The organism is Vibrio sp. St2 (assembly GCF_947311885.1).
Classification (GTDB): domain Bacteria; phylum Pseudomonadota; class Gammaproteobacteria; order Enterobacterales; family Vibrionaceae; genus Vibrio; species Vibrio coralliilyticus.
The window spans coordinates 61472-73213 of the sequence record NZ_CAMZNA010000003.1; the positions used below are offsets into that span (position 1 = coordinate 61472).

Genomic DNA, 11742 nt, shown 5'->3' on the forward strand with positions numbered 1-11742 from the left:
ATGTTAGGTGATTCCCTTACTTTAGTTTTTAACTTTTTCCTAATGAGTTTCTTTGAAATGGTTGAACGTATTATACGCTCAACGACCTACTTGAAAGATGACTCCAAGAAAAGAGTTGTTCGTAATGACAAAAGCTTAGATAGAGGGAAAAACCACAACGTCACTCAGTGCACTCCCAAATAGTCCAACCTTTTTCCTGGTGCGATGTTACTCATCGCACTAGCACTTCACAACAACTTTGCCATACTTTTAGTTATTCACGACTTGCTAATGTTCTATTTTCCAAAACTGATAAATGTCCAATCCTGAGTCACAGCAACAAAAGCCCCAAACAAAGCGGTTTGCTTTTGGTTTGATAACAAAAGCTCACTAATCGGTGAGCAGGGCTGGCGACTTCAACTATGTTTAGCTTTGAACATTGAAGGTCTAGATAGTGTTGTTAAACCCCTCAAACGTATGTAATTCTAGAGGCACACAAACCGTGGGCTTTATTTCCTCGTGTGAGCAGTATTTCATCGTCAGAAAATCACCAGTATGCACAGCCCAACTCTCAATAGGCGAAGAACAAGGTAATCACAATGCAGCAAATAGGTAATCAGAGTTTAGTGTCTTTCATGGTGTCGGATCAGGACAGAAGTGTCGCGGTGCATAACCCCGCGACACAAGAGCTGCTGGGTTATGCACCGGTTTCCACTCAGGAGGAAATCGAACAGGGAATTGTTCGGGCTCATAATGCTCAGAAAGAGTGGGCCAAGCTGACAGGCAAGCAGCGAGCTGTCATCCTCCAAGGTTGGTTTCGATTACTGGTTGAAAACCAAGATGACCTCAGCCGTTTGATGACTCTAGAGCAAGGCAAGCCACTAGCGGAAGCGAAAGGTGAAGTGCTCTATGGTGCGAGCTTTGTTGAGTGGTTTGCTGAAGAATCAAAACGCACTTATGGTGAGACCATTCCAGCGCCAACGCCGGACAAGCGTATGGTGACTATTAAGCAGCCTGTTGGTGTCGCGAGTGCTATTACGCCGTGGAATTTTCCGATAGCGATGATTACTCGCAAAGCCGCTCCCGCACTTGCAGCAGGTTGTAGCTTTGTGGTGAAACCCGCTGAACTGACGCCTCTGTCTGCGTTTGCGGTAGTTGAGCTTGCCTATCAGGCGGGTATTCCTCGCGATGTTTTGCAAGTGGTTGTAGGGGAGAGTGCACCAGAAGTTGGAGCGCTGTTTACCTCTCATCCATTGATTCGCAAACTGTCTTTTACTGGTTCAACTCGCGTCGGTAGCCTCTTGATGCAGCAGAGTGCCCACGATATTAAACGCACTTCAATGGAGTTGGGTGGTAACGCCCCGTTTATCGTATTTGATGATGCAGATATAGACGCTGCTGTTGCTGGTGCTGTGGCTTCTAAATTCCGTAATGCAGGCCAGACGTGCGTGTGTGCCAATCGCTTCTACGTTCATCGCAATGTATACGATGAATTTGTGGCTAAATTTGATGAAGCGGTAAAACAGCTCAAACTTGGGAACGGCTTGGAAGAAGGCGTCAATATTGGGCCTGTCATTAGCCAGGCTGCCAAAGAGGGTATTGAGCGTTTGATTGATGGGGCGATTGAGCAAGGGGCGCAGCCTGTTTCACCTATAGTGCCTCAAGCTGGACAGTTTATTGCTCCGGTTATCCTAAAGAACGTGACTCAAGAAATGGATATTGTCTCCAAAGAGATTTTTGGCCCTGTGGCACCAGTCTTGGCGTTCGAGAGCGACGAAGAGTTGATTGAGATGGCCAATGACACCATCTATGGTCTGGCCGCTTATTTCTACAGTGATAACATTCGTCGTATCTGGAAGGTGGCTGAAGCGCTTGAATACGGAATGGTTGGGATTAATGATGGGATTATCTCATCAGAAGTCGCGCCTTTTGGTGGCGTTAAACAATCCGGCATTGGCCGCGAAGGAGCCAAGCAAGGTATTGATGAGTATATGGATGTGAAATATCTTTGCTTTGGTGGCCTGAGCTAACTGTGCCTAAGCATCTGAATTAAAATAGCCCGCAATTGCGGGCTATTTTAATGGCTTCTCTTCGGTCCGTTACGGACTAAATCCTGACCTGTTTTGAAGATTTCGTCGGTTACCCAGCGAGCTAGCAGCAGTTGGTGATTATCATCCAGTACTGCCACAAAGTGGCGACCATCAGCATTGTTTGTCGCAAGTGCGATACCCGCAACGCCTTCCAAACCAAAACTGCCGCTTTCTACAGCGAGGAGAAAAGCTTCAAGCTCTTCCAGGTTATCAATGACGCGATCATCGCTAAACATAATTTCTTCTCTCTCGTCACATTGAATTTCAATGCGATAACTAATCATGGCGCTACTTTAACGATCATAGCCGTTGATTTCCAGATAAGCCGCAGAGGCTGAACAAAATCTCACCATTCACGCTCTATTTTTACCATTCACGTCTTCCAACCACCGTTCGTCGCATACCCAAGCAGCCTTGCTCATCGCTGATTAACCTTTGAACATCAGCTAAGAAGAAGGAACGACAAAATGAAACTGACGCATCAATTAAGTCTGTGTTTACTGGTTAGCGCTCAAGCGGTCGCAGCGCCAAGCGACAAGTTAATAGAGCAATACAATCAAGCCGCTCAAGGCGATGAAGATCAGGTTGAATCCGTCTATGAGCAGCTGCAAGGTCAGATCGAAAGACAAGGCGGTGATGCTCTGACATTGGTCTATCTCGGTAGCACACAAACCTTGATGGGACGCGATGCTTTTCTTCCTTGGAACAAGATGAAATACGTCGAGCAAGGGCTCGGTACGATTGCCAAAGGGTTGGATATGCTATCGGATGATACAACGCCTGTTCCACTGCAAGAGATTCGTCAGGGGCTACCAGAGTCACTATTAGCAAGAGCCGTTGCGGCGACGACTTATACATCATTGCCCGATATGTTTAATCATTTCGAACGTGGTTATGAGCTGTATTCGGGGCTTCTCTCTGAGCAGGCTTTTAGGTCTCAGTCCTTTGATGCGATTGCCTGGGTTTACATCTACGCCATTCAGGCCGCCATTCGCGTAGAAGACAGCTTACAGGCAAAAAAATGGGCACAGGAAATGTCAACGCTCAATGCCCAACATCCGATGACGTTACAAGCGATAGCGATGGCCAATAACGCCTAAGGAGAGAGCATGTTGCAGTTTCAAAATCTAGCCAAGCAGTACCAACTCGGTCAGCAGCGAGTGGAGGCTCTCAGCAACGTCACTGGCGAAATCAGTAATGGTGAAATGGTCGCTCTTTGTGGCCCATCAGGCTCTGGCAAAAGCACGCTACTGAATATTCTGGGCTTGCTTGACAGTGAGTATGAAGGTCAGGTTACGTTCGATGGTTCGTTATACCCGAAAGAGCCACAACAATCGGCGCAATTGAGGCGGACCAGCATGGGCTTTGTATTCCAGCGCTTTAACTTGGTTCCCGTAATGAGTGCATGGGAAAACGTGGCGTACCCGCTAATGTTGAACGGATACTCTGCCAAACAGCAGCAACGGCTCGCCATGGAAATGCTTGGCAAAGTGGGGCTGGAAGAGTTTGCTCACCATCGGCCTGATCATCTCTCGGGTGGTCAACAACAGCGCGTCGCCATTGCACGGTCGCTGGTGCATCAACCCAAACTTGTTATTGCCGATGAGCCAACCGCCAGTCTGGATAGCCATACCGCGCAGCGGGTAATTGAACTGATGAAAACCCTTGGTCATGAGTTGGGAACGACCTTCATTGTGGCTACACATGATCAGCGAATGGCGAATCAGTGTGACCGCACACTCTCGTTGGTGGATGGCAGAATAAGCGAGGAGGTGATGAAATGGGCCAGTTAGTTCCTCAATCAGTGCGCATAGCGTATCTGAACTTGCTGCGAAATCGTCGTCGCAGTGTGTTGTCTGCTCTTATCATCACGATTGCCGTTTTTGCTTTAACGTCAGCGGGTGGGTTTGGGCTTTACACCTATGAATCACTCCAAGAATCAACAGCGCGGGATACGGGGCATCTGACGATCAGCATTCCCAGATTTTTCGAGAAAGATGAAGACATGCCATTGGCGAATGGTCTGGAAGATAGCGCCGTGGTCTACAAGCAACTGATATCGAATCCGGATATACGAGGCATTCAGCCTAGGATTGAGTTCACAGGGCTGGTCTCAAATGGCAATAAATCGACCATTTTTGTCGGTACTGGTGTGAATGAGCGTGAGTTCGATATGAAGGGGCCGTTTCTCGACGTGCGTCAGGGTAAAACCTTGTCTGATATTCGCTCTTCGCGATATCAACCCTCGGAGCCTGAGGTGATGCTTGGCGTCGATTTGGCAAGTAATCTCAACGTATCAATTGGTGACTGGATCACCGTGCTTGCAACGACGAGCGACGGCGCGCTGAATGCGCTCGATTTTAAAGTTCATGGTATCTATTCAACGGGTGTACCGGACTTAGATAAGCGCCAGCTATACCTGCATATTGAATCGGTACAGGAACTATTGGTGAGTGACAAAGTGAGTACTTTGTCGGTCTTCCTCTACGAAACACAAAACACGTTGAAGCTTCAGAGTTGGGTGGAAGAACAACTCGCTTCTTTGCTACATAGCCAAGCACTGGAAGTCACGCCGTGGCAGCAAAGAGCCTTTTTCTACACCAAAGTGAAAGATTTATACGATCGAATCTTCGGCATTATGGGGGCGGTGATGTCGCTGGTGGTGTTCGTTGCCCTGTTTAACACCATGACGATGTCGGTGACGGAAAGAACGCGTGAAATTGGAACCTTGTCTGCGTTAGGCACATATCCTGCGGAAATCGTGGCGGGCTTTGTTCGCGAAGCAGCACTGTTAGCTGGTATCGGCACACTCTTAGGTGGGCTTTTGACTGCCTTCACCAGTATTGTCCTGATGGTGGTGGATGTGAAAATGCCACCACCACCGGGTCGAACCGACGGTTATCCACTGAATATCTATTTTTCACCTGAACTACTGAGTTACAGCGCATTGGGTGTCATGGTGATTTGTATTTTCGCTGCGTTTCTTTCCGCCCGAAAGGGTGTCAATAAGCCGATAACGGAGGCATTGACCTATGTTTAAATCACTTTCTGTCGTCATCGGATTGAGTCTGTTGAGTATTGGCGCGTTTGCTAATGACACGGCCACCATGGTCAAAAATGCAGATGCCTACCGCCTTGATACAGCGTCCGCCAAAGTGGTGTCTCTCGTTACCTTGTATAAAAACGGAGAGCTGGATAAAACACGCCAATACAATGTTTATACGCGCCCCGAACGCGAGTCTTTGGTTGTGTTTAAGTCACCGGTTGAAGCGGGGCAAAAGATGCTGATGTTGGGAGACAACTATTGGCTAGTGATGCCTAAAAGTCGTCGTCCGATCCGTATAACACCGATGCAAAAATTACTCGGTGAAGCCTCCGTTGGCGATGTTTCTACTCTCACTTGGAGTCAGGATTACCGAGCGACGCTGACGGCTCAGGAAACCTTGACCATCAATGAGAGGGCAGTGCTGGCAAACCAGCTTTCTTTGCAGTCTATAACCCAAGGGGCGAGTTACGATCGCATCGAACTATGGTTGGAATCGGAGAGCGATTTCCCGATCAAAGCCGATTTGTACTTAAAATCTGGCAAGCTGGCTAAGCAGGCATTGTTTGAACAGGGTGAGCGCGATGGCCAGTCGAGAGTCGTGAGCATGACCTTGATTGACAAGATTCAGCCAGCGAAGAAAACGGTGATTGAATATCAGCAAGTGACGGCTCATCAACTTGAAGATAAATACTATATTCCGGCATTTTTGACGCGTAACGCACTGTCGGAGCTGTAACGTGTTTTACCGTTTGATTTTCGCGTTGGCGGCAATGGTTTCAGGCAGCGGTCTTGCTCAGCCAAGTTTCAATTGGGACTGGACGGTCAGTGTTAGCCAGAGTCAGCACAGAGACTCCGTCTGGTTTGAACCGCATACGGCGCCGAACACTGAGCAGCTAGACGCGTTGCTTCGTGTGCAAGCCGAGTGGCAAAGCTGGAGTGGCTTGTTTGCGGTGCAAAGTAGTCAACTATTGTCGAGCAACTCATCCGACTCAGCTGATAATGAGTTGATTGTTCAGGAGCTTTTTTGGCAAGGCGTCTGGGAGACAGGCGTACTACCGCTTGATATGACGCTGGGTAAAATCCGCCTCGACTGGGGAGTAGGGTATGGATATCGCCCCTTAGACTTGTTCAAACCTTATCGGCGTAACCCAGTGGGAATTCAGGTAGAGGAGGGGGCAGGTGTCGCAATGGCGTCATACTTTGATCTTTCGGGAGAGTGGAGTTTGCTTTACAGCGATTCCAGCTGGACAAAGCAAGAGTCTAGCGAGCTCGAACAAAGAACTGAGCAACAGGGCATTGGTCTACGTCGCTACTGGCTGACAGATGAGACGGAATGGCAGGGCATTGCTTACTATGACGATGTAAGACAAGGCTTAATTGGCGGCTCCATGGTGTCTGTTTTTGATGCGTCATGGGCATACCACGCTTCTTTTGTGTACCAGAGAGACTATCTAGGGTTTGAGCAGCAAGGGCTCTACTCACCCGTAACTCTTGCTAATAAAAGTAGTGGCTTTCAAGGTTTGGTTGGGCTTAATTGGGCTAGCCAAGCCGGCAATCAAATCATTGTTGAATATTGGTATGACAATCGAGCGTGGAGCAAAGAAGATTGGCGGCAGGGGCTCGAAAGAGCGACAGCTTTATCAGAAAGCGCCAACACCGCTGGTCTGTCACATTCGTACGCTCAGGGGCTCAACCATATCAATCTGGTGCAGCATAACGTCATGTTTCATTGGAGTTTGAATCCCACTAGCTGGAGTCAGTGGCAATGGCGTAAAAATGCCTTATGGCTGGAGAATGTAGAGCCTACTTTTGATCTCTTATTATCGCCACAAGACGGCGGTGTCATTGCAACACAGTGGATTAATTACAGTGCTTATGACTCGGGGCAGACTTCGGTCGACGTTGAACTTGCAGCCCGTTTTATGACGGGAAGCCATGACTCCGTATATGCAAATCTATCAGATAAGCGTATGATTTTTATAAATCTAAAAGGGAAATTTTGATGACTGACTTTACTACTCGTTTAACAGACGTATTGAAGAGTTTGGTGTTCACCTCAGTCTTTTGCCTCATCATCGCATTCGCCACACATGCTATCTGGCCAAGCCCGTTTTGGGAGCATATTCTTATCAGTTTCGGCTACGGATATAGTGCAGTATTGAGTTCTCATTTATTGCAGTGGTCGAGTGAGCGATGGACACGGCGCCAACTGAGCATGCTATCGATCGGCTGTTCAATGGTATTTGGTACAGCCAACGCCTACTACTGGTTAAGCAGATACGACAAGTTTGCCGATTTCAGCCAGATGAAGCCGGTCATCATTCTTGGGTTTATTTTCTCAGCGGCTTGTTTTCTGTATTTCTATACGCATGAGCAAAAGCTGCAGACTCAAAAGGAGCTGGAACGGGCTCGCCGGATTCAAACAGAGCAGGAGAAAGCACTGCTTTTAAGCCAACTGAAGCAGTTGCAAAGCCAGATTGAACCCCATTTCTTGTTTAATACACTGGCTAACATTAGCGTATTGATAGATAGCGACGCGGCAAGTGCCAAGCGGATGCTGGAGAAACTGACCGAGCTATTACGCGGGACGTTACAACGCAGTCGTCAGTACAATACAACCTTAAGAGGTGAATTGGAGCTGGTGGATGCTTACCTTGCCATTCAAAAAATACGGCTCGGAGAGCGCTTGAATTATGAAATCTCTGATCATTGTTTGGGTGACCTCAATATACCGCCTCTGTTGGTTCAACCGCTAGTAGAGAACGCGGTACAGCATGGCATTGAACCCAGCTCTGTCGGTGGAAAAATAACAGTAGAGGTTGCTGAAAATCAGGATAGTGTGACTATTTCTGTTATCGACAATGGGATTGGTTTTAGCGATACGCTTAGTCATGCTGGGCAAGGTATTGGGCTGGACAATATTCGTCATCGGCTCACCACCTTGTTTGGTCAACATGCGTCATTGAACCTGAAAGAGAATGCATCGGGTGGTGTGATTGCTCAGTTGTCTGTACAACGTCGCTCATTGGAGAAACTTGAGGAAAACATGGATGCAAACTGATCTTCTTACCGCCGTCATTGCAGACGATGAGCCGTTGCTGCGTCGTCATCTTAATCAGGCGCTTGCTGAGTATTGGCCTGAACTCGATATTGTCGGGCAGGCTGTGAATGGTGAGCAAGCCCTTGAAATGATCGAGCAACATCAGCCTCAAGTGGTATTTCTGGATATAAAAATGCCTGGGCTGGATGGTATGTCACTGGCGAAGAAGCTCTCTAAGCGTGATTGCCAACCTCATATTGTGTTTGTGACAGCGTATGACGAATACGCTGTTCAGGCCTTTGAAACTAATGCGGTGGATTATCTGCTTAAACCTGTCTCTGATGCTCGTCTTATCCAATGCGTTGAAAAACTGAAAGCGCGGCTCAGCAGCACAGAACCCGCGTCAGAGCTTGGTACTTTGTTGAATCAGATTCAGCAGCTCCACGCGCCCGCTCAGCCGAAATACTTAAGTTGGATTCGAGCAAGCAAAGGAGAAGAGATCCATCTCATTGCTTTGTCTGAGGTGCTTTACTTCAAAGCGGAAGACAAATACGTCTCTCTATACAAGCGAGAGCAGGGCAGCAAAGTCGAGTATGTGCTGCGAACGTCACTTAAGGAACTGCTGGCTCAGCTGGATCCGGAGTTGTTTTGGCAAGTACACCGATCCAGTGTGGTTAATGTCTCGATGATAGACAAAGTGAAGAAGGATTTTACCGGTAAAATGATTGCGGTAATTGGTGACGACAGCATTCCCATCAGCAGAGCGATGCAAAGCAAATTTACCAGTATGTGGTAATGGAAGGAGATCAAAAGTGGATATCTTTAAGTGGACTGAGAAAATGATGGGAATGGATGAAGAGGCGTGGCAGCGACATGCGAGTCCGCTCAGCGTTTATTCTCGATTTACAATATTGCCGCTGCTCTCATTATCGATTTGGTCAAAAGAATGGATCGGCGTTTGGTCGACACTCCCGATTGTTATCTCTATTGCTTGGGTCTGGCTCAACCCTCGCGTTTTCCAAGCGCCAAAAACCACCAACAGTTGGGCGTCTATCGGAACCTTCGGAGAGCGGATTTATTTGCAACGCTCAAAAGTAAAGATACCGGGGCACCATCTGAGGATGTGTAATCTGCTGAGTACGCTTTCTGCGTTTGGCGTGCCTATTTTGATATACGGCTTGTATACGTTGGATGTTGGTATCGTCGTATTGGGGAATGTCTGGGTAATGGCGTTCAAGGCTTGGTTTGTCGATCGCATGGTATGGCTCTACATGGATCTGAAAGATACGGATCCTGAGTACGCTAGCTGGCTGAAATTATAATGGCTTTGAATGCTGCAAGGCGATTGTATTTTCATACAATAATGTTACTTTTCAGTAACCCACTATGTATGAGGCACAGCCATGACCGTTGAAAGTGCGATTACCTTTTTTATCGCGATGTTGATCTTTAGCATCACACCTGGGCCGGGCGTATTTGCCATTGTTGCTCGTGCGATGGTTTCAGGTGCAAAACACTGTATTTCTCTGTCTGCTGGAATGGTTGCCAGCGATGTTATCTATCTCCTTTTAGCTTGCTTGGGTTTGGCCGCAATAGCTGAAAACTGGGCAACGCTGTTTGTGGTGATTCGTTACGTCGGTGCGGCTTACCTCATCTATCTCGGTTATAAGATGATCAAAGCACTGCCTCAGGCCAGTGAAGCGATTCAACAAGATCAAACACCAAAAGCTCCGTCTCATATCGCCGGATTTGTACAGGGCTTTCTGATCTCAGCTTCAAACCCTAAAGTGATCCTATTCTATATTTCATTCCTGCCAACGTTTATGGACTTAACCGTTCTTAATAGTCAGGATATTGCACTGGCCGCGGTATTAAGCATTGTTGCTCTGATGACAGGGTTAATGATGATAGCGATTGGTGCAGGGCGACTGGTTAAAGTGTTGAAAACTCCAAGCGCTCAACGCAAGCTGAATCAAGGGGCTGGTGGCGTGATGATTGCTGCTGGTACTTACCTCGCAATCAACAAATAGACAGATAAAAAACAAGCGCTTAGCAATGGGGGTTGCTAAGCACTTGCTGCTTAAACACTCTGAATCAACAGTTCAATAAGTTCGTCTTCTGTTTCAGGTATTTTGCTAAATTCTACACTTACATCCGCGCCGCCCTTGAGCATATACGCTTTACTGGTACAGTGATCATGGTGAAACCATTTACCACCTACACAAACGTCAGTGTAACATCTTGGGTCTTTTTTCAGTTCCATGGGCATCCCTCTTGTTAATCTCCGTAACATTATGTCAACATAAATGATGTAATCACTTTGTTAAAATGATCTCGATCAAGTAGAGGTAACAATTACCTCTATGGGGCTAAAGGAAATAGCTGAATTGGTGATGTAGACCCTGATTCGCTACTCAGTATAAGGATGAACTCATGCAAGCAGCCAAACTCTACTACGTTTACGACCCTATGTGTTCTTGGTGTTGGGGTTACAAACCCACTTGGGAAAAAATACAGAGTGCGTTAGCTGATGAGGTGACAGTGCAGTATGTGGTTGGTGGATTGGCGCCAGACTCTATGGAGCCCATGCCCATCGCCATGCGTGAACAAATTGCCTCATATTGGAAAAAGATCGAAAACTATCTGGGCACTGAGTTCAACTATGACTTCTGGACAAAAAACACCCCTAAGCGCTCAACTTATCCTTCTTGTCGAGCAGTGTTAGCGGCACGTAAGCAGGGAGCGGAGAAAGAGATGCTACGCGCCATTCAGCACGCTTATTACCTTCAAGCACGAAACCCGAGTGACAGTGAAGTTTTGATTGCGATAGCAGGGGAGATTGGTCTTGATGAAGCGCAGTTCTTGCAAGATTTTCAGTCTGAAGCTCTAAACCAACAACTTATGGAGGAGCTCGGTTTCGCTCGCTCTATCGGTGGGAATAGTTTCCCATCTTTGTTTGTAGAGACGGCCAATGGTGTGGTCGAGCTGCCCGTTGATTATGAATCTGCCCAAGATACCATTGAGCAGATTCATCGTTTAATGGCTTAGGCTAATTGCGCGGGCTTTTTCAGCTTCATAACGTCTCGGATACTCATGCTCATTAGTATCAAGTTGGTGAAGCCTGCAATCAGTTCAATAATCTGAACGATGTAAAACGTACTGTTAAACTGCCCTGCGTCTGCGAGATAGTGAAGGTAGATGGCTGCCGGCGTCAGAACCAGCAAACCATTTAACGCAATTAAGGGCATGCGTTTTTTCTTTTCTGCAATCGGCCCTCTTGTGACCTTCGGTGCCATTTTCGCCCCTGTAATACCCGCCAACGCCATGGTTGGAATCAAAAACCATATTGCGTAGAAGATGTATGTCTTAACGCTTGCGATCTGAGCAAAACTGCCAAACAGTTCCACATAAAGCGTGCTAGTAAAGAAGCTTAGAATCATCATAAAGCCACTTAAGGCGGCTGCTTTATGTATTGTTCGAGTCCAGTTTTTCATCTTAATTACCTTTGCTTTATCTGTATGGGATGATTTAAATTTACAAAACAATAGTTGCCATTGCAACTATTGTTTTTGCAATTTAAATTAAAA

General features: G+C 47.1%; 14 protein-coding genes. 11 read left to right on the forward strand and 3 right to left on the reverse strand.

Translation table 11 applies throughout. The features are described 5' to 3' along the window. Positions 1–578: 578 nt before the first annotated feature. On the forward strand, positions 579–2009 hold the full coding sequence (locus QMA41_RS12040) for an NAD-dependent succinate-semialdehyde dehydrogenase (protein WP_281629770.1): 1431 nt from the start codon (positions 579–581) through the stop codon (positions 2007–2009). A gap of 47 nt (positions 2010–2056) precedes the next feature. On the opposite strand, the gene QMA41_RS12045 is transcribed toward QMA41_RS12040, so the two are convergent. Next, complete coding sequence (locus QMA41_RS12045) at positions 2057–2305, reverse strand: hypothetical protein (RefSeq protein WP_029236006.1); 249 nt, start codon at positions 2303–2305, stop codon at positions 2057–2059. A 231-nt stretch (positions 2306–2536) separates the two neighbouring features. On the opposite strand from QMA41_RS12045, the gene QMA41_RS12050 reads away from it, so the two are divergent. The 9 genes from QMA41_RS12050 to QMA41_RS12090 all read left to right on the forward strand — a co-directional run bounded on the left by QMA41_RS12050 (position 2537) and on the right by QMA41_RS12090 (position 10185). Beyond that, the gene (locus QMA41_RS12050) at positions 2537–3169 is read left to right on the forward strand and encodes a hypothetical protein (RefSeq protein WP_281629771.1); all 633 of its coding nucleotides are present in this window, start codon (positions 2537–2539) and stop codon (positions 3167–3169) included. A 9-nt stretch (positions 3170–3178) separates the two neighbouring features. Further along, positions 3179–3862: an ABC transporter ATP-binding protein gene (locus QMA41_RS12055; RefSeq protein WP_281629772.1), complete on the forward strand. Its 684-nt coding sequence runs from the start codon at positions 3179–3181 to the stop codon at positions 3860–3862. Continuing rightward, positions 3850–5109, forward strand: a complete 1260-nt coding sequence (locus tag QMA41_RS12060; RefSeq protein WP_281629773.1) for an FtsX-like permease family protein — start codon at positions 3850–3852, stop codon at positions 5107–5109. Before QMA41_RS12055 ends, QMA41_RS12060 begins: the two co-directional genes overlap by 13 nt. Further along, positions 5102–5851 (forward strand): outer membrane lipoprotein-sorting protein, encoded by a 750-nt coding sequence (locus QMA41_RS12065; protein WP_281629774.1) that lies wholly within the window; start codon positions 5102–5104, stop codon positions 5849–5851. The genes QMA41_RS12060 and QMA41_RS12065 overlap by 8 nt, the downstream gene beginning before the upstream one ends. A gap of 34 nt (positions 5852–5885) precedes the next feature. Beyond that, positions 5886–7118 carry a hypothetical protein gene (locus QMA41_RS12070; RefSeq protein ID WP_281629956.1) on the forward strand — a complete coding sequence of 411 codons (1233 nt, stop codon included), beginning with the start codon at positions 5886–5888 and terminating at the stop codon, positions 7116–7118. After that, on the forward strand, positions 7118–8176 hold the full coding sequence (locus QMA41_RS12075) for a histidine kinase (protein WP_281629775.1): 1059 nt from the start codon (positions 7118–7120) through the stop codon (positions 8174–8176). Before QMA41_RS12070 ends, QMA41_RS12075 begins: the two co-directional genes overlap by 1 nt. Beyond that, a complete protein-coding gene (locus QMA41_RS12080) occupies positions 8166–8951 on the forward strand; it encodes a LytTR family DNA-binding domain-containing protein (RefSeq protein ID WP_281629776.1) in 786 nt (261 codons plus the stop codon). The genes QMA41_RS12075 and QMA41_RS12080 overlap by 11 nt, the downstream gene beginning before the upstream one ends. Positions 8952–8967: 16 nt before the next feature. Further along, the gene (locus QMA41_RS12085) at positions 8968–9477 is read left to right on the forward strand and encodes a DUF6653 family protein (RefSeq protein ID WP_281629777.1); all 510 of its coding nucleotides are present in this window, start codon (positions 8968–8970) and stop codon (positions 9475–9477) included. Between the two features lie 81 nt (positions 9478–9558). Then, the gene (locus QMA41_RS12090; RefSeq protein WP_006960471.1) at positions 9559–10185 is read left to right on the forward strand and encodes a LysE family translocator; all 627 of its coding nucleotides are present in this window, start codon (positions 9559–9561) and stop codon (positions 10183–10185) included. A 50-nt stretch (positions 10186–10235) separates the two neighbouring features. Here the strand turns inward: QMA41_RS12090 and QMA41_RS12095 are convergent, their stop codons facing one another. Beyond that, complete coding sequence (locus QMA41_RS12095) at positions 10236–10418, reverse strand: hypothetical protein (protein WP_019274709.1); 183 nt, start codon at positions 10416–10418, stop codon at positions 10236–10238. 170 nt (positions 10419–10588) lie between these two features. On the opposite strand from QMA41_RS12095, the gene QMA41_RS12100 reads away from it, so the two are divergent. Further along, positions 10589–11203, forward strand: coding sequence for a DsbA family protein (locus QMA41_RS12100; RefSeq protein WP_021457517.1), 615 nt, complete (start codon positions 10589–10591; stop codon positions 11201–11203). Here the strand turns inward: QMA41_RS12100 and QMA41_RS12105 are convergent. Continuing rightward, positions 11200–11649: a hypothetical protein gene (locus tag QMA41_RS12105; protein ID WP_095666033.1), complete on the reverse strand. Its 450-nt coding sequence runs from the start codon at positions 11647–11649 to the stop codon at positions 11200–11202. The two genes, QMA41_RS12100 and QMA41_RS12105, sit on opposite strands and share 4 nt — an antisense overlap. Positions 11650–11742 lie beyond the last annotated feature (93 nt).

Coding starts and splice junctions, on each gene's coding strand:
- QMA41_RS12040 (WP_281629770.1), top strand. CDS start 579: ATGCAGCAAATAGGTAATCAGAGTTTAGTGTCTTTCATGGTGTCGGAT.
- QMA41_RS12045 (WP_029236006.1), bottom strand. CDS start 2,305: ATGTTTAGCGATGATCGCGTCATTGATAACCTGGAAGAGCTTGAAGCT.
- QMA41_RS12050 (WP_281629771.1), top strand. CDS start 2,537: ATGAAACTGACGCATCAATTAAGTCTGTGTTTACTGGTTAGCGCTCAA.
- QMA41_RS12055 (WP_281629772.1), top strand. CDS start 3,179: ATGTTGCAGTTTCAAAATCTAGCCAAGCAGTACCAACTCGGTCAGCAG.
- QMA41_RS12060 (WP_281629773.1), top strand. CDS start 3,850: ATGGGCCAGTTAGTTCCTCAATCAGTGCGCATAGCGTATCTGAACTTG.
- QMA41_RS12065 (WP_281629774.1), top strand. CDS start 5,102: ATGTTTAAATCACTTTCTGTCGTCATCGGATTGAGTCTGTTGAGTATT.
- QMA41_RS12070 (WP_281629956.1), top strand. CDS start 5,886: ATGGTTTCAGGCAGCGGTCTTGCTCAGCCAAGTTTCAATTGGGACTGG.
- QMA41_RS12075 (WP_281629775.1), top strand. CDS start 7,118: ATGACTGACTTTACTACTCGTTTAACAGACGTATTGAAGAGTTTGGTG.
- QMA41_RS12080 (WP_281629776.1), top strand. CDS start 8,166: ATGCAAACTGATCTTCTTACCGCCGTCATTGCAGACGATGAGCCGTTG.
- QMA41_RS12090 (WP_006960471.1), top strand. CDS start 9,559: ATGACCGTTGAAAGTGCGATTACCTTTTTTATCGCGATGTTGATCTTT.
- QMA41_RS12095 (WP_019274709.1), bottom strand. CDS start 10,418: ATGGAACTGAAAAAAGACCCAAGATGTTACACTGACGTTTGTGTAGGT.
- QMA41_RS12100 (WP_021457517.1), top strand. CDS start 10,589: ATGCAAGCAGCCAAACTCTACTACGTTTACGACCCTATGTGTTCTTGG.
- QMA41_RS12105 (WP_095666033.1), bottom strand. CDS start 11,649: ATGAAAAACTGGACTCGAACAATACATAAAGCAGCCGCCTTAAGTGGC.